This window comes from Sphingomonas sp. 37zxx (genome assembly GCF_000786205.1).
GTDB lineage: Bacteria > Pseudomonadota > Alphaproteobacteria > Sphingomonadales > Sphingomonadaceae > Sphingomonas.
In genome coordinates this window covers 21,046-37,320 of the sequence record NZ_JROH01000036.1, presented here as the reverse complement: position 1 = coordinate 37,320, position 16,275 = coordinate 21,046, and the positions used below count along the sequence as shown (strand labels likewise).

Here is a 16,275-nt window from a genome sequence, read left to right as displayed (position 1 = left end):
GCCAAGCCCTTTTTCAGCAGCCTGCTAAAGCGCCAACTGGTCCAGCGCCCATTCGGCGGCTTCGCTGACCACCGGATCGGGATCGGCAAGCAGACGTTGCACGGCGGATAGCAACGCTGCCTCGCCGCTATTCCCCGCCGCGATCAGGCAGTTGCGGACCATCCGGTTGCGGCCGATGCGCTTGATCGGCGAACCGGCGAATATCTGGCGGAACCCGGCATCGTCGAGCGCCAGCAGATCGGCGAGCATCGGCACGGTCAGCTCGGCGCGCGGGGCGAAGGCCAGGTTGCGCGCGGCGGTGGCGGCGAACTTGTTCCAGGGGCACACCGCCAGGCAATCGTCGCAGCCGTAGATGCGGTTGCCGATGCCCTTGCGAAATTCGTGCGGGATCGGCCCGGCATGTTCGATCGTGAGATACGAAATACAACGCCGCGCATCGAGCCGGTAGGGCTGCGGAAACGCATCGGTGGGGCACGCGCGCTGGCAGGCGTCGCACGATCCGCAGGCATCGCGTCCGGGCGCATCGGCTGCCAGATCAAGCGTAGTGTAGATCGCCCCCAGGAACAGCCAGCTACCATGTGCGCGGCTGACCAGATTGGTGTGCTTGCCCTGCCAGCCAAGCCCCGCCGCCTCGGCCAGCGGCTTTTCCATCACCGGCGCGGTATCGACGAACACTTTGAGGTCGCAGTCCGCCTCGGTCGCGAGCCAGCGGCCAAGCGCTTTCAGCGCGCGTTTGACGACGTCGTGATAGTCGGCCCCTTGCGCGTAGACCGAAATCCGCCCGACATCGCGCGCATCGGCCAGCGCCAGCGGATCGGCGGCGGGGGCATAGCTCATGCCGAGCGCGATCACCGATCGCACCTGCGGCCACAGCCCGGTGGGGCTTTCGCGCTGGTGCGCGCGCGCCTCCATCCAGATCATGTCGCCGTGCATCCCGTCGTGCAGCCATTGCCGCAGCCGTTCGCCGGTGCGCGGCGCGACATCGGCCGAAGCAATGCCGCACGCGACAAAGCCAAGCTCCGCTGCCTTTGCGCGGATGCGGTCTTGCGTCACCGGCTGCCGGTTTGGCTTGTGCTTGGCCATGTCCGCCCGCTACCACAAAGGGGATTGGGATAGCACCCGCCCTTCCCCGATCGGGTGAACGGGAAAGGCAGAAACCGATGGGGGTTTAGTGGGCACAGGGGAACTCGCGCTGTCGGCCAGCGGGCTGGTCAAGCGCTTCGGCGACCGGCGTGTCGTCGATGGGGTCGACATCGCGGTGCCGATGGGGTCGATCTATGGCGTGCTAGGCCCCAATGGCGCGGGCAAGACCACCACGCTGCGGATGTTGCTGGGCATCATCGAACCCGATGAGGGCACGCGCACGCTGATGGGGTATGACCGCCCGCGCGACGCCAGCGACATCGTCGGCTATCTGCCCGAAGAACGCGGCCTGTATCCGGGGATGCGCGCCAAGGACGCCATCGCCTTCATGGGGGCGCTGCGCGGGCTCGACTGGGCCGAGGGGCGGCGGCGCGCGGTGACGCTGATGGAAGCGGCGGGGCTGGGCCATGCAGTCGACGAAAAGATCCGTAAGCTGTCCAAGGGGATGGCGCAGCTGGTCCAATTGCTGGGATCGGTGGTGCATGAACCCAAATTCCTCGTGCTCGACGAACCTTTTTCAGGGCTAGATCCGGTCAACCAGGAACGGCTGGAGGGACTGATCCTGGCGCAGCGCGATCGCGGCGCGACAATCCTGTTTTCGACGCATGTGATGGCGCATGCCGAGCGGCTGTGCGACCGGCTGACGATCATCGCCGCCGGCAAGGCGCGGTTCGAGGGAACCGTCGCCGATGCCCGCGCGATGCTGCCGCTCAAGGCGCATTATGTCCCGCATTTCGAACATGCCGATCTGGCCGCGTTGCTGCCAGCCGATGCCGAACCCGCCGATGGCGGCTGGCGCTTCACCGTGCCCGATGAAGGGATGGAGGCGCTGTTGCTACGGCTGATCGGGGCCGGCCACGGCATTTCGGGGCTGTCGATCGAGCGGCCACGCTTGCACGACGCCTTCGTCAAGATCGTCGGGCGCGAAGCGGCGGAGCAAATGGCATGAGCAACACCGCAAAGCTGATCCGCCAGACGATGACGGTCGCGCGGCGCGATTTCACCGCCACCGTGCTTACCCCCACCTTCCTGCTGTTCCTGCTCGCCCCGCTGATCATGCTGGGCTTCGGCGCGATCGGCGGCGTCGGCGCGGCGACGATGGCGAACAGCCGCGAAAAATCGGTGCGGATCGTCGCGATCACCGATTCCACCGCCGCCGCTTCGATGCAGGCGATCGACAAAAGGCTGCGGCAGGTGTTTCGCGACCGCGATGCGCCGCCGCCGCTTCGGATCGACACGCCGCAGCGCGACCCGGCAGCGCAGGCGCGCGCCGCGCTGGATGCCAAGGATGTCGATGTCGCCGCCGTGCTCTATGGCCCGATCGAGCGCCCGACGATTCTGTATAGTGCGCAAGGCGAGCGCACCGCCAGCTATCTGGCCGAACTCGCCGAACAGACGCTGCGAGCCGACGCCACCACCCTCGCCCCGCGCAGCATTGCGACCAAGCGGCAAGTGACGCGCGAAACGGTATCGATCGGCGGCCAGGGCCAGGCTGCGTTCTTCACGGTGTTCGGGCTGTTTTTCCTGACGTTGCTGCTCGCGGGTCAGGCCGTCGGCACGATGGCCGAAGAGCGATCGAACAAGGTGATCGAAATCCTTGCCGCCGCCGTACCACTGGAAAGCGTGTTCCTGGGCAAGCTGATCGGCATGTTCGGGGTGGCGCTGCTGTTCCTCGCCTTTTGGGGAACGATCGTGTTCAACGTCGGCACGCTGCTGCCGCCCGAAATGACCCGCGCCTTTGCCGCGACCGGGCCGGCGGTGGGCTTCCCGGTCTTCATCCTGTTGTTCATCGTCTATTTCACGATGGCGTACATGCTGCTGGGCGCGGTATTTCTGGGGATCGGGGCGCAGGCATCCACCCCGCGCGAGTTGCAGATGCTGTCGCTGCCGATCACCATTTTCCAGGTCGGCATGTTCGGCCTGTCATCGGCGGCAGCGGCGCAGCCGGGCACGCTGCTGGCGACAGCGGCCGAGCTGTTCCCGTTCAGCTCGCCCTTTGCGATGGGGGCGAAGGCAGCCAATTCGCCCGAATTATGGCCGCATGCGCTGGCGATTGCCTGGCAATTGCTGTGGGTGGCGATCAGCGTGTCGGTGGGCGCGCGCTTTTTCCGGCGCGGCGTGTTGCAATCGGCGGGGCCGAAATTCCGCTGGGCGGCGCTGATGGGTCGATAAGCGCGTCGGCCAGCGAGCAATATCAGTTGCATATTGACACCTATGTCAGTTGAGGCATGCTGGTCGCCATAAAATAAGGAGAGGCGAACATGGCGACATTGGCACCCACCCCGGCGACTCGCACCGTCGATCCGCTCGACGTCAGCCGAGCCGAATTGTTTCGCGACGACACCTGGCATGCGCCCTTTGCCGAGCTTCGCGCCAAGGGCGGCATCCACCGCACCGAACATTCGGATTTCGGCGCCTATTGGTCGGTCGCCAGCTACAAGCCGCTGGTCGAGGTCGAATCGCTGCCCGAGCTTTATTCCTCGCAAGCCGGCATCACGCTCGCCGACTTTCAGGAGGGGGTCGACGTCAAGATGCCGATGTTCATCGCGATGGACCGGCCCAAACATACCGGCCAGCGCCGCACCGTCGCCCCGGCCTTCACCCCCAGCGAAATGACGCGGCTCAGCACCGCCATTCGCCAGCGCACCGGCGAAATCCTCGATTCGATGCCGGTCGGTGAAACTTTTGACTGGGTGGACAAGGTGTCGATCGAACTATCGACCCAGATGCTGGCGATCCTGTTCGACTTTCCCTGGGAAGAGCGGCGCAAGCTCACCTTCTGGTCCGATTGGGCCGGCGACATCGAACTGATCAAGACCCCCGAATTGCGCCAGCAGCGGCTGGTGCATCTGTTCGAATGTGCCACCTATTTCACCAATTTGTGGAACGGCAAGGTGGGCAAGGAGCGGACGCCCGACCTGATTTCGATGATGATCCATTCGGACGCGATGTCCGAAATGGACCAGCATGAATTTCTGGGAAATCTGATCCTGCTGATCGTCGGCGGCAACGACACGACGCGCAATTCGATGAGCGCCTATGCCTGGGGGCTGGATCAGTTTCCCGACGAGCGCGCCAAGCTGGAGGCCGATCCCGGCCTGATCCAGAACGCCACGCAGGAACTGATCCGCTGGCAGACGCCGCTTAGCCATATGCGCCGCACCGCGACCGCCGACACCGAATTACAGGGGCATAAGATCCGCGAGGGCGACAAATTGGCGCTGTGGTATGTCTCGGCCAATCGCGACGAAACCATGTTCGAGGATGCTGATTCGATCCGCGTCGATCGAGCGAATGCGCGGCGGCATCTGGCGTTCGGCCACGGCATTCACCGCTGTGTCGGCGCGCGGCTGGCCGAATTGCAGATCAGCATCCTGATGGAAGAAATGGTCAAGCGGCGGCTGCGGGTGAACGTGCAGGGCCAGCCCGAGCGGGTATCGGGCTGTTTCGTGCATGGCTATCGCCGCCTGCCGGTCGAACTCAGCCGCTATTGAGCCTGCATCCTTTCGCATCGCGCGCGCGAACCTACATCAGCACGATGCGCAAAGGACCGATGATGCAGACCGATCGCCGCCGTTTTCTAACCATAGCCGGAGTCGGCGGCGTTGCCGTCACCTTGGGGTGTTCGCCCGCCCAGACCGAACCGGCGCAGCGTTATCCGCTGACGCTTAGCGACGCCGAATGGAAGCGGCGGCTGTCGCCGGCACAATATGCGATCCTGCGCGAACAGGGCACCGAGCGGCCCTATTCGTCGTCGCTGGACGGCGAAAAGCGCAAGGGCGTCTATGCCTGCGCCGGCTGCAAGCTGCCGTTGTTCCTGTCGAGCACCAAGTTCGAGAGCGGCACCGGCTGGCCCAGCTTCTATGCGCCGCGCCCCAATGCGATCGCGCTGCGCGCAGATACGATGCTGGGCATGATCCGTACCGAAGTGGTGTGCCGCCGCTGTGGCGGGCATCTGGGCCATGTCTTCGACGACGGCCCGCCGCCGACGGGGAAGCGTTACTGTATGAACGGTGATGCGATGACGTTCGCGCCGGTTTGAGCCGGTGCAAACCGTCTTCCAGCGTCCTTATAAAAGCTGGATGATTTCTACCCTTTACCGCCAATCGTCTCCCTCGTCATTCCCGCGCAAGCGGGAATCCATTAACCACTGCACTGGCATATGGATTCCCGCCTTCGCGGGAATGACGAAGGAAAATCGTCTTACTTCAGGCCCGCTTGGAGAACGCGAACCAAGTGCGCGCGACCGGCTCGGAAAATCCTGTTCAGTTCACCGAAGCGGCGCTGTCCATCGAAACGGTCGCGCTGGTTGCGATCAGCAGCGGGGCGTCGATCGCGGTCGGGGCGGCGGCGGGTTCGCCGTCGCGGTAGATGAAGCCGTTGGCCGGGTTGGCGCTGGTGCCGAGGCCGCCGACCGGACCGTACCACACCCGAACCGAGCTCCAGTCGCCCGCCGCAGATACGTCGATCGCGCGGACATCGGTTTCGATCCCACCGCGGCGCGACCAGTTGGCGTGGGTCAGCAACACTTCGCGATCGCTGACGACGCGCGACACGGTGGCGACATGGCCCAGCGGCATGCGCCGCGACGACGCCATCGACAGCACTGCGCCTTCTTTCGGGGTGGAGCCGCGGGCGTAGCGGCCCTTGGCCTGATCCCACCACGTGTGCGCGTTGCCGCGGATATCAATGCCCGAGATCTGGCGGGCATAGGGGGCGCACTGCCAGAATTGCGCGAATGCAGGCGTGGCCGTGAGCAGGCAGCAGCTCAACGCCAGCGCCAAACGCGCAATAGAACGACCAAAATGCATGAAGCCCCCGAGGCCCGAAGTAGAAGTTGACCTTGTTAAGCAGGGCTTCAGCTTGGGCGATAGCCCGCCACCGGCGCGATCCGATGAGCCGTGGAGCCGGCACGACGAACGCCCGGAACCAATTTTGCACCGCTCGCTTTGTCGCGGATAAGCCCCTACATAGCGCTATGCGCTTTTTCACCATCGCTGCCTTGCTGCCATTGGCGGCCTGTAACTTCGCCACGGTCGAGACCAACACCGTCACTCCCGAAGCCACCGCAACGGTAAGCCCGCTGGAGCCCGGCCCCCGCGCGGTGCGCATCGGGGAAGGCGGTCCCGGATTTCCCGCATGCCAATCGCGCGCGACGGTCACCACCGTCGAACCCGGCGCAACCACCCTCACCCTGCGATCCGCCCCCTTTGCCGAGGCGGCGAGCGTGGTCCGGCTGGGCGCCGGGATCGGCATGTATGTGTGCACCCGCACGCTCGATCAGCGCTGGTTGGGCGTGGTGGTGCCGCCGCTATCCGATCCCGACGCCGATTGCGGCGTGCGCGGGCGGGTGGAGCGCCCGCGCGGCTATGACGGGCCGTGCATCAGCGGCTGGATCATCGCCAACGGGGTGCGATTGTCGGGCAGCTGAGCGTTTGTTCGGCAATGCGCCGCGGCGCATTTCGCGAATTTCCAAACGGTCTCAAACTGCCCGAAAATTACCCAAAATCCGCTAGCTGCAATTTTTGCATACATGATTAACCGCTCGTCGCATGCTTTGTTGCAATGCACCACCATTCATGATCCTATATTAGGAACATGGCACAGCGCCCGGTTCAGCTTTTGGTTAACCGGTCGCGTTTACCTTGTGGCATGCGAAGCGAGCAGTGGGAGTAGGCGATGGGTTCCGGGACAAGACCGGCCGAAGGCGCGATGGCGCTGGCCGAGATGAAAGAATTTGCAGGCTTCAGCGCAGCGACCCAGCGTTATGTGCGGCGTTCGCTCGACGTAGGGCTGGAGCGGCAGGATGCGCTGGCGCGCTGGTCGCGCGATGTGGTCGAAGCTGCCGGCATCCGTGCCCAGACCCGCGTCTATGATCGCCTGCCCGAAGTGCGCGCCCTGGTGCCCGATGACAGCGGCCTCGAAGCGGTCGAGCCGTTCATGGCACCACTGGTCAGCGTATCGGCCTTCGATCTGGCGCAAGGCCGGCTGACGACCTTTGCCGCGTATCGTTTCCTATATGAGCGACTAATCGGTGCCGATGTCCGCCCCTGGCTGCCGGCGGCATTCTGTGCGGCATCGGCATTGCCCACGCTGCACCCCGAATTGCGGCGGCGGTTGCTGCAATCGATCAGCGAAGCCGCAGCGACCGCATCGGGCTGGTCGAACCGCGAGCCGCGTTTCTATCCCGCCTGGGTGGAAAAGGTCGACACCGCCGCGCTGCCAAACTGAACCGCCCTCCCCTTTCGCGCTCGCGGAAGGGGATCAGCGGCAGGTGCCCCAGCCCATGCTGCGGTTCGCCTGGTCGAGGTGGAAATGGTCGCGGTGCGCGGCATTATAGTCGGGCGACAACACCGTCGCGAACAGATCGCACCCGCCATCGCGCACTTCGCGCAGGAATGCCCCCTTCGCCGCTTTGTCGCCCCAATCGTCGAGCACGCTGATCCGATCGCCCTTTGCGGTGCGGAAACCGGCGATGTCGACCGCGTTGGCGGTGGCATGCTGGCTGAAGTCGCCGGTGTCGCGGCCGTATAGCCGGCGGCAATTATAGCTGCCCAGATGATCGATCCGGGTCACCTTGCTGCCGAAATGGCGCTGCGCGGCGGGCTGGACGACATTCCATTCCCACATCGCCAGCGCCGCCGCGACCGGGCACGACACCCCCAGGTTCGACGGCGCGAAATCGATCGCGCGCGCGCCGCCATCGGTGAAGCGGATGCCGTCGCTATAGCCGCATTGCCCGGCGCTGACCGGGGCGAGCGCGGTATAGTCGATCCCCGCACGATCGAGCAGCCCGCGACACGTGGCGAAATCCTCGCGCAGCGCCACCAGCTTGCCGCGCGTAAACACCCCCACCGGCTGGCCGAGAGCGAGATCGGTCCACGGCATGTCCTGTGGCCGGCTTCGCACCAGGGCGAACAGCGCGAACACCATCGCCAGCAACACCGCCGCAATCACCACCGATCCGACAATCCGCCGCACTGCGATGATCACGCGCGCATCGCGCCGCCCAGCGCTTCACTGGTGACCGGATAGCCCAGATCGTCGGGGATGCAGAGCTGTTCGATTCCGTCGCGCCTTTCGATCCAGGGCACGATCGTTCGCACCGGGTGGCGACGCGCATCGGCAACCGCCGCGTCGAAGCTGGAAAACGTCGCCAGCCGCTCCAGGTTGCGCCGGGTGGGAAAGATGATCCGCATCCGCCCCGCTGCCGTCTCGTCGAGCACATGCTGCGCGCTTGCCCAGAACAGGCGGCTATTTTCATTGCCATCGACCACGGCAGGCACCGCGCCGATCGGCGCGCGCGCCAGATAGAAGCGGGTGTCGAAAATCTTGTGCGACACGCCCTGCGGCCGCCAGCGCGCAAACGGTTCGAGCGCGTTCAGGTCGATCCGGTCGAGCCCGATCACCTGCGCCATCGGCTCGCCGCCATATAGCCGCCGCCGCGCCGCCTCGACATCGATGGCGTCCGAAAGCCCGATTGCCAGCCCGGCTTCCTCGATCGTCTCGCGGATCGCGGCGATCCTTGCCGCCGCCTCGTCGATATCGGCTGCCGCCGTGGCCAGCGCCGCCGCCCGATCGGCATCATCGACCCGCCCGCCGGGAAACACGATCGCCCCGCCGGCAAAGGTCATTGCCTTTGCCCGCTCGACGAACAGGATTTCGGGCGCACCGCCGGCGCAATCGCGCATCACCACCAAGGTTGCGGCCGGCCAGACGGGTGGTGCTGCTTCGGTCGATGCCATATCCCGGTCTAAGTCATGCGTCGGCCGGCGCAAGCCCGCGATCAGGTCGCGAAAATCGCCACCGCGATGATGATCGCCACGGTATAGATCAGCAGCCCGATGACCATGAACGCCATGCTGAGATCGGGGCCGAGCGTTGCCCGCGCCATGTTCTTGGCCTGATCGAGCAATTCGGGCCAGGTGTAGGACACGAAGTCGCCCTGCGTCATCACCGCGATCAACCGGTCGTCGGCATCGACGATCGGCAAGCGGCGAAAGCGCTCGTTCGACATGATCCGCAGCCAGCTGACCATATCGTCATCGGCGCGCGCCAGCCGCAATTCGGTGGTCATCACGTCGCTGACCCGCGTCGTCGACGGATCGCGATGTTCGGCGACCACGCGGCGCAGGATGTCACGCTCGGTCATCATGCCGATGACTCGCGAATCGGGATCGACGACGATGATCGACCCGTAATTTTTTTCGGACATGGCGCGCGCTGCATCGACCACCAGCCGTTCAGGCGGTGTCGTCAGCGGCTTGGGTTTGCTGGCAAACTCGGTGCGGTCGCGGATCTTCATCGAAGTGTTTCCTTCAGGCACGATGAGCTGAGCGTAAGCCTGCGCCCGCCCGGCCGTCGCGGCGATACGGACCAAGGGGCATGCGCCCCCCGGCCCGATCGCTGCGTTCAGACCTGTACCAGCATCTTGCCGGTGTTGCGCCCCGAAAACAGGCCAAGAAACGCCTCGGGCATCCGCTCGAGCCCCTCGACCACCGTTTCCTGCCGCTGCAATTTTCCGTCGCCCATCCAGCTTGCCATGTCGGCATAAAAGGCCTCGGCCTGGCCCATCCAGTCGCTCACCAGGAACCCCTGTACGCGCACCCGCGCGGCGATCATCCGGGCGATATAGCGAAGCTTGGTCGGCTCGCCCGAATTATAGATGTCGATCATGCCGCAGACCGCAAAGCGCGCCCCCTGCCGCGCCGTGGCGAACGCCGCATCGAGATGCTCGCCGCCGACATTGTCGAAATACACGTCGATGCCGTCGGGCGCGGCGGCAGAGAGCTGGCGCACCACGCTGCCCTCGCCCTTGTAATCGATGACATGATCGGCCCTCAGCGAGCGCACCCACGCGCATTTATCGGCCCCGCCCGCTGATCCGATAACGGTCATGCCCTTGGCCTTGGCGATCTGGACCACCGTCGACCCCACGGCACCAGCGGCGGCCGAGACGTACACCGTCTCGCCCGGCTTGGCTTCGGCGACGTGCAGCAGGCCGAAATAGGCGGTCATGCCCGGCATGCCGAGCTGCCCCAGAAACGCCTGTGCCGGCGCATCAATCGCGGGCAGCTTCTGCGCCTCGCGCGCGTTCAGCACCGCCTCGTCGCGCCAGCCATACATGTGCAGCACCTTGTCGCCCACCGCCAGCGCAGCGCTGGAGCTTTCGATCACCTCGCCGACCGCACCGCCCGTCATCGGCTCACCCAGCGCAAACGGCGGGGTATAGCTTTTCACGTCGTTCATCCGACCGCGCATATAGGGATCGACCGACAGCCACAGGTTGCGAACGCGCACCTGCCCGTCGGTCAGCGGGGCGGCGGCGATGTCGCGCAGCGCGAAATCATCGGCGGTGGGCATGCCTTCGGGGCGGCGTACCAATTGCCAAGCTTGGGCCATATTGCTCTCCTTCGTTATGATCGGTTTCGATATGCTACGGGAAAATGCGCAGCCGAAAAAGACCCGGCGGCTGAATAACCGGCAGGAGGCGTGTGCGCCGAATTGCGCGGGGAGCAGATTGCACCGGCGCAGCGGCGGCGTTAAAGCAGCGATCGCTGGTCGCGATGCGACCGGCATCCGGCGGCGGGGCTGTAGCTCAGATGGGAGAGCGCTGCAATCGCACTGCAGAGGTCAGGGGTTCGATTCCCCTCAGCTCCACCACCGCAACTGGTTGAAGGGTAAGGTTAATTCCCCCTCCCACCCCGCAGCGCCGCGTCCATGTTCGCGAAGCGCGACTTGGCGTGATAGGAGCACGTGATGTCCGCCAATCGTTCCGCGCCTCGCCCGCAAGATTCATCGCTGCCCGATGCCATCGGCGCTGTCCTGCGCGAGGCTGCCGCGACGGTGGTGATGCCGCGGTTCCAGCGGCTTGGTGCCGATGAGATCGAGGAGAAATCGCCCGGTGACCTGGTCACCAGCGCCGACCGCGACGCCGAGGCGGTGATCGCGCGGGGGCTGATCGCCATTCGCCCCGATGCGCGCGTGGTCGGTGAAGAGGCGTGCGCGCGCGATCCCTCGCTGCTCGACCGGCTAGGCGACGGCGCGGTCTGGGTGATCGATCCGATCGACGGCACCGGCAATTATGCGGCGGGGCGCGCGCCGTTCGCGCTGATGGCGGTGCTGATCGAGGGGGGCGAGATCGTCGCGTCGTGCATCCTCGATCCGGTGACCGATCGGCTAGCCGCCGCAGAACGCGGCGCAGGGGCCTGGATAAACGGGGTTCGCCTGACACCGCCCACGGCGATGCCGATGCTTGACGCGATGACCGGGATCGTCAGCAGCTTCGCCCGGCCTGCCGCGATCGAACAGCAGATCACCGCGCTTGCCCGGCAAGTAGGCGAGGTCGCGCCGACGCGGCGGTGCGCGGGCGACGAATATCCGCTGGTCGCCACCGGCGCGCGGCACTTTGCCCTATATTGGCGGACGCTGGTTTGGGATCATGCGCCGGGCGTGCTGCTGCTGCGCGAAGCCGGCGGCGTGGCGGCGCGGCTCGACGGGCGGGCATATCGGGTCGGTGACCCAAGCGAAGCGATGCTGCTGGCGCAGACGCCCGCGATCTGGGACGCGGTTGCCGGGGCGATCCGGGGCTGATCTCAGCTTTTGGCGAGCCGGTCGAACGCCATCAACCGCGCCAGCAACGCCGGCATGTCCTTCAGCGCCATCATGTTCGGCCCGTCGCTGGGGGCGGCATCGGGGTTTTCATGCGTTTCGATGAACACCGCCGCCACCCCGGCAGCCACCGCCGCACGCGCCAGCATCGGCACGAATTCGCGCTGCCCGCCCGATGTCTCGCCCTGCCCGCCGGGCTGCTGCACCGAATGGGTGGCGTCGAACACTACCGGAAAGCCGGTCTGCGCCATGATCGGCAGCGACCGCATGTCGCTGACCAGCGTGTTATAGCCAAAGCTGGCACCGCGTTCGCACAGCATCACCCGATCGTTGCCGCTGGCGACCAGCTTGGCGACGACATTCTTCATGTCCCACGGGGCCAGGAACTGCCCCTTCTTCACATTGATCGCGCAGCCGGTGCGCGCGGCTGCGACCAGCAAATCGGTTTGCCGGCACAGAAAGGCGGGGATCTGCAACACGTCCACCGCCTGCGCCACCGGCGCGCATTGGCCGGCGTCATGCACATCGGTGATGACCGGACAGCCATAGCGCGAGCGCACCTCGGCAAAGATGTCGAGCGCCTTGTCGAGGCCGATGCCGCGTGCCGACCCGATCGAGGTGCGGTTGCCCTTGTCGAACGATGATTTGTAGATGAGGCCAAGTCCCAGGCCGGTGCAGATTTCAGCCAGCGCCGCCGCCATCTCGAGCGCATGGTCGCGGCTTTCCATCGCGCAGGGGCCGGCGATCAGCACCATCGGCTTGTCATTGGCGATGTCGAGCGCGCCGACCGTGACCGTCTTCATGGCGTCCATCCTTAAAATGCTCCGCATTCGGCGAGAATTTCGCCCACATCGCGCCCGCGCGCGGCAAACATGCGGATGCGCGCTTCGTTGCTCATCACGTCCCAGGCCGCCGCTTCGACCTCGTCCCAGCGCGCGCGCGGCACGACGATCACGCCGTCTTCGTCGGCAAACACGACATCGTCATTGCATACCGACACGCCGCCCATCACGATTGGCCGGTTCATCGAACGAAGCGTGCCTTCCAATTTGATGTCGTTGCAGTGGGTGACGCGAGCATAGACCGGAAAGCCCAGCGCGCGGACATCGGCGGTGTCGCGGGTGGTTCCATCGACCACGGCCCCCACCGCCCCCGCCCGGATCGCCAGATTGGCGTTCAGGTCACCGAAATAGGCGCGATCGGGGACATCGGTTTCGACCATGATGACGTCGCCCGGGCGAACGAAGCGATAGGAATCGAGCGCGCGGTAAATGCCTTTCCACGCATCGGGCGGATCGTTCGCACCCAACGCGCCGAGAGAAAGCGTCTTGGCGCGGCCAAGCAATTTGCCGCCGCTGGTGGGGCGCAGACTGGCGGGCAGCACCGCTGCAATCCCCTTGTCCTTGCAGATATCGGCCAGCACCGTCGACGATAGGTGCGAAATCATCGCGCGGAAGCGGGTGACTTCGGCGGTGCGCTGCCCGGCGGCGATTGTTTCGGCGATCATCAGGTCCGAGCCGCGATTAATGTCGATCTGCTCGATCGGATCGAGGTCGAACAGGATCGGGCGCACGCCGAAACGCCGGGTGGGCACTGCGCCTGAAGCAGGGCGGCGCACGATGTACAGGCTCATCGCCTCGATCACCGTCGCTGGCAGATCGACACTGTTGGGAACACGGCCAGTGCCATAGGCCGGCACATCGCCGTCCCAGCAATATTGCTTGGCGCGCGTGACCGCGACCAGGCTGTCGGCGTCGGGATTTGCCAGCAGTGCCGCGATCGCGCGGTCGATCGTCGCTGCCGAGACAAAGGGGGCGGTGCATAAAAGCTGCACCCACATATCGGCATCGGGGCGCTGGCTGCATTCCCAGGCGAACATCTCGTGCCCGTCGGTGGCGTTGCTGGCCAGCGCTGCGGGCCGCACCAGCCGGGTAATCCGCAAATCGGTCGCCAGTTCGGCAAGCGCATCGGATTCGGTGTCGAGGCACACTTCGCTGATCGCCGCGCAGTCGAGCGCCTGGCGCAGCTTGCGCTTGAACAGATAATCGCCGTCGAGCACCGACAGGTTCTTGTCGCGGACGCGCTCGCTATGGCCCTTGGCCGGGATGAAAGCGACGATGTTCATGATTGATCAGCCCTGCATCAGGTCATTGGTGTGGAGCAGGCCGCACAAACGGCCCGCATCGTCGACGACCGGCAGCACCAGCCAGCGCTTGGCGCCATTGCCGCGCATCAACAGCACGTCGCCGACGGTCGCATCGAGCCCGATCACCTGCGGCCGCGGCTGCATCATCGCCCCCGCGCTTGCCGCCTGCACATCGCCGCCCGCCTGGATGTGGCGGCGAACATCGCCATCCACGATCAATCCCAGCAAGTGATCATCCGGATCGACCACACAGGCAGCACCCATGCGCTTGCTCGACATCACCGCCAGCAAGTCCACCAGCGACGTCGCGGTTGCCACTTTGGGGATGGCATCGCCCTGACACATCAGGCTGGATACCGGAATCAACTGCCGACCCAGCAGCCCGGCTGGGTGATGGCGCAGGAAATCCTCGCGCGTGAAGCCGCGCGCACGGCTGACCGCGACGGCCAGGGCATCGCCGATCGCCAGATGCAGCGTCGTGCTGGAGGTGGGTGCCATGCCGATATGGTCGGCCTCGCATTCGACGGCGGCGACGATGCAATGATCGACCGCGCGGGCCAGCGGCGAATGTGCCCGGCCGATAATGCCGACCAAGGTGCAGCCGCGCGCCTTCAGCAGCGGCATCACCCGCACGATCTCGTCGGTCGCGCCGCTGTTCGACAGGATAATGACGACGCTGCCGGCCTCGACTGCGCCCAGATCGCCATGCGCCGCCTCGGCAGCGTTCACGAACAGTGCGGCGGTGCCCAGGCTGGAAAACGTGGCGGCCAGCTTGGCGGCGACATGGCCCGATTTGCCCACCCCCATCAGCACGATCGGTCGTGCCTGATGCGCGAGCAGGGCGACGATGTCGGACACTTCGGCCATCGGCTGCCGCAGGAAACGCGACAGCGCATTGCGTTCGGCGGCGATCACATCGCGAAACCAGGCAGTGGCAAGGTCGGGCGAGGCGAGGGAAATGGCGGTGAGCGCGTTCATTGGGTCACCTGCGAGGTTATGGCCCGGTATCGGGCAAAGCCCGCGTCCCAGCGGGCAGGATCAACCGGACGATCCAACCGCGCGAACAGATCCTGCGCGGTAAAGGCGGGCTCGCTCGGATCGAACAATTGATTGGCGATGTGAAAGGCGAACCATAGGCGTGCCTGGACGCGATCGGGTCGTGCGGCAGTCCCTTGAGCTACCGCCGCCAGAAACGCGGGAAGGTCGGCACAGGCGTTGAGCCAGTCGCCGGTCGCGAAGCGCGAACGTCTCAGCATCGGCGTGCCGAAAAAGCCGGCAAGCGCATATACCTTGGAATCGCCGACCAGCATGCCATCGGCATCGCGCGCCAGCAGCATCGTCGTGTTCGCTCCGCCCGGCATGGTCCCCGGCAGCAACCGGATGCGCGGTGCGTGTGACGCGATCTCTGCCTCTAGCGCACTGTTGTCGATCAGCAGTTCGTTCAGCGGATGATTGGTGACCGCCAGGATGAAGCGATCGTCGATGCTGTCCGCCAGTTGCGCGATCAGCCGATGGTTGGGCGTCGCCCCGATACGGTGAGCCAAAAAGAAGTTTTCTTCATGCTCATATTCCAGCGGCAGCGCCAAAATCGGGCGATCGGCGGGCAGATCGGCCCAGGCCCGGAAAGATTGGCGATCCGCTGGCGCAGGCTCTGCCAGCGCCGACAGCGCATCCCAGACGGGAGCGATCAACGCATCCAGCCGGTCGCCTTCGCCGGCGTCTAGCGGCGGCAACAGGCCGTGGTCAAAGGGCTGCTGCTGCAAGAACACCCAGGTGTTGGGCACGGAAAGCGGCGCTGCGCCCCCTTCCATCAAATGGCGAACCACCCCTGGAAACGCCGCCACCGTCGCGCAATCGGCGGATCGGCACAGCACATAATCCGGGGCGAGCGAGCGGACGAAATCGATGATCGCAGCCGGATCGACTGGCTCGGTCCGCATCGTTTCATGGCCTTCGCCATCGCAGATATGCCAATGCACCTGCGGCAGATGCGCGCACATCGCGAGTTCGCGCTGGCCGATCCCGGTGTTGCGCCACGGCGGGGGTGCCATGACATGCACGTCATGGTCGTTCGCCAGCAGCCCGATCAGCGGCGCGACGATATGGTCGAACCACCAAGGCGTAATCACTGGCAGATAGAATAAAACGCGCACTCAGTGTTCCACCTTGCCGTCCAATGCCCAAGCGGCATGCACGCGATTGCCAGTCGGGCGAGGCAACCGCCGATGTGCGGTGTCGTCACCCGACGATCGATACTCCTGCATTGTAGGACCGGGTCGGCGGAGACGGGCGCGGCGGTAGGAAAAAATTGCCTATTCGCCGGCTGGTCAGCAGGCGCATCAGCGACAATCGCCACAATGGTTGCGGTCGCGATG

The 16,275-nt window shown here is 65.3% G+C and carries 17 protein-coding genes and 1 tRNA gene; 8 read left to right on the top strand and 10 right to left on the bottom strand.

Annotated features, from left to right (window positions below; translation table 11 throughout):
- Window positions 1-24 precede the first annotated feature (24 nt).
- Complete coding sequence (gene queG / locus QU44_RS13040) at window positions 25-1,083, bottom strand: tRNA epoxyqueuosine(34) reductase QueG (protein WP_033922714.1); 1,059 nt, start codon at window positions 1,081-1,083, stop codon at window positions 25-27.
- An 88-nt stretch (window positions 1,084-1,171) separates the two neighbouring features.
- Between queG and QU44_RS13035 the strand changes: the two genes are divergently transcribed.
- The 4 genes from QU44_RS13035 (at window position 1,172) to msrB (ending at window position 5,185) form a co-directional block, all read left to right on the top strand.
- On the top strand, window positions 1,172-2,092 hold the full coding sequence (locus QU44_RS13035) for an ABC transporter ATP-binding protein (RefSeq protein ID WP_033922713.1): 921 nt from the start codon (window positions 1,172-1,174) through the stop codon (window positions 2,090-2,092).
- The gene (locus tag QU44_RS13030) at window positions 2,089-3,315 is read left to right on the top strand and encodes an ABC transporter permease (RefSeq protein WP_033922712.1); all 1,227 of its coding nucleotides are present in this window, start codon (window positions 2,089-2,091) and stop codon (window positions 3,313-3,315) included. Before QU44_RS13035 ends, QU44_RS13030 begins: the two co-directional genes overlap by 4 nt.
- An 89-nt stretch (window positions 3,316-3,404) precedes the next feature.
- Window positions 3,405-4,637, top strand: coding sequence for a cytochrome P450 (locus QU44_RS13025; RefSeq protein WP_033922711.1), 1,233 nt, complete (start codon window positions 3,405-3,407; stop codon window positions 4,635-4,637).
- A 62-nt stretch (window positions 4,638-4,699) separates the two neighbouring features.
- A complete protein-coding gene (gene msrB, locus QU44_RS13020) occupies window positions 4,700-5,185 on the top strand; it encodes a peptide-methionine (R)-S-oxide reductase MsrB (protein WP_033922724.1) in 486 nt (161 codons plus the stop codon).
- A 223-nt stretch (window positions 5,186-5,408) separates the two neighbouring features.
- Here the strand turns inward: msrB and QU44_RS13015 are convergent, their stop codons facing one another.
- Window positions 5,409-5,954, bottom strand: coding sequence for a CHAP domain-containing protein (locus QU44_RS13015; RefSeq protein ID WP_033922710.1), 546 nt, complete (start codon window positions 5,952-5,954; stop codon window positions 5,409-5,411).
- A gap of 167 nt (window positions 5,955-6,121) precedes the next feature.
- Between QU44_RS13015 and QU44_RS13010 the strand changes: the two genes are divergently transcribed.
- Together QU44_RS13010 and QU44_RS13005 are read left to right on the top strand one after the other, a co-directional pair.
- Window positions 6,122-6,574: a hypothetical protein gene (locus tag QU44_RS13010; protein ID WP_033922709.1), complete on the top strand. Its 453-nt coding sequence runs from the start codon at window positions 6,122-6,124 to the stop codon at window positions 6,572-6,574.
- Between the two features lie 248 nt (window positions 6,575-6,822).
- Window positions 6,823-7,374 (top strand): hypothetical protein, encoded by a 552-nt coding sequence (locus QU44_RS13005; protein WP_033922708.1) that lies wholly within the window; start codon window positions 6,823-6,825, stop codon window positions 7,372-7,374.
- A 33-nt stretch (window positions 7,375-7,407) separates the two neighbouring features.
- Here QU44_RS13005 and QU44_RS13000 read toward each other — a convergent pair whose 3' ends face one another.
- The 4 genes from QU44_RS13000 to QU44_RS12985 form a co-directional block, all read right to left on the bottom strand.
- Complete coding sequence (locus QU44_RS13000) at window positions 7,408-8,076, bottom strand: extensin-like domain-containing protein (protein ID WP_156141174.1); 669 nt, start codon at window positions 8,074-8,076, stop codon at window positions 7,408-7,410.
- A gap of 56 nt (window positions 8,077-8,132) precedes the next feature.
- Window positions 8,133-8,888: an NUDIX domain-containing protein gene (locus tag QU44_RS12995; RefSeq protein WP_033922706.1), complete on the bottom strand. Its 756-nt coding sequence runs from the start codon at window positions 8,886-8,888 to the stop codon at window positions 8,133-8,135.
- Between the two features lie 41 nt (window positions 8,889-8,929).
- Window positions 8,930-9,448, bottom strand: a complete 519-nt coding sequence (locus QU44_RS12990) for a CBS domain-containing protein (RefSeq protein WP_033922705.1) — start codon at window positions 9,446-9,448, stop codon at window positions 8,930-8,932.
- Window positions 9,449-9,555: 107 nt separating this feature from the next.
- Window positions 9,556-10,545: an NADP-dependent oxidoreductase gene (locus QU44_RS12985; RefSeq protein ID WP_081988031.1), complete on the bottom strand. Its 990-nt coding sequence runs from the start codon at window positions 10,543-10,545 to the stop codon at window positions 9,556-9,558.
- A 185-nt stretch (window positions 10,546-10,730) separates the two neighbouring features.
- Here QU44_RS12985 and QU44_RS12980 point away from each other — a divergent pair.
- Window positions 10,731-10,806 (top strand) — tRNA-Ala (locus QU44_RS12980).
- A 96-nt stretch (window positions 10,807-10,902) separates the two neighbouring features.
- Entirely contained in the window at window positions 10,903-11,736 is an 834-nt protein-coding gene (locus QU44_RS12975; RefSeq protein WP_052134822.1) for an inositol monophosphatase family protein, read from the top strand.
- 2 nt (window positions 11,737-11,738) lie between these two features.
- Here QU44_RS12975 and kdsA read toward each other — a convergent pair whose 3' ends face one another.
- From kdsA to QU44_RS12955, 4 genes are read right to left on the bottom strand one after another with little or no spacing between them, the layout of a single operon-like run.
- Window positions 11,739-12,557 carry a 3-deoxy-8-phosphooctulonate synthase gene (gene kdsA, locus QU44_RS12970; RefSeq protein WP_197054316.1) on the bottom strand — a complete coding sequence of 273 codons (819 nt, stop codon included), beginning with the start codon at window positions 12,555-12,557 and terminating at the stop codon, window positions 11,739-11,741.
- 11 nt (window positions 12,558-12,568) lie between these two features.
- Window positions 12,569-13,879, bottom strand: coding sequence for a cytidylyltransferase domain-containing protein (locus QU44_RS12965; protein ID WP_033922702.1), 1,311 nt, complete (start codon window positions 13,877-13,879; stop codon window positions 12,569-12,571).
- 6 nt (window positions 13,880-13,885) lie between these two features.
- Window positions 13,886-14,878, bottom strand: a complete 993-nt coding sequence (locus QU44_RS12960; protein ID WP_033922700.1) for a KpsF/GutQ family sugar-phosphate isomerase — start codon at window positions 14,876-14,878, stop codon at window positions 13,886-13,888.
- On the bottom strand, window positions 14,875-16,053 hold the full coding sequence (locus QU44_RS12955; RefSeq protein WP_033922699.1) for a hypothetical protein: 1,179 nt from the start codon (window positions 16,051-16,053) through the stop codon (window positions 14,875-14,877). The genes QU44_RS12960 and QU44_RS12955 overlap by 4 nt, the downstream gene beginning before the upstream one ends.
- Window positions 16,054-16,275: the final 222 nt, after the last annotated feature.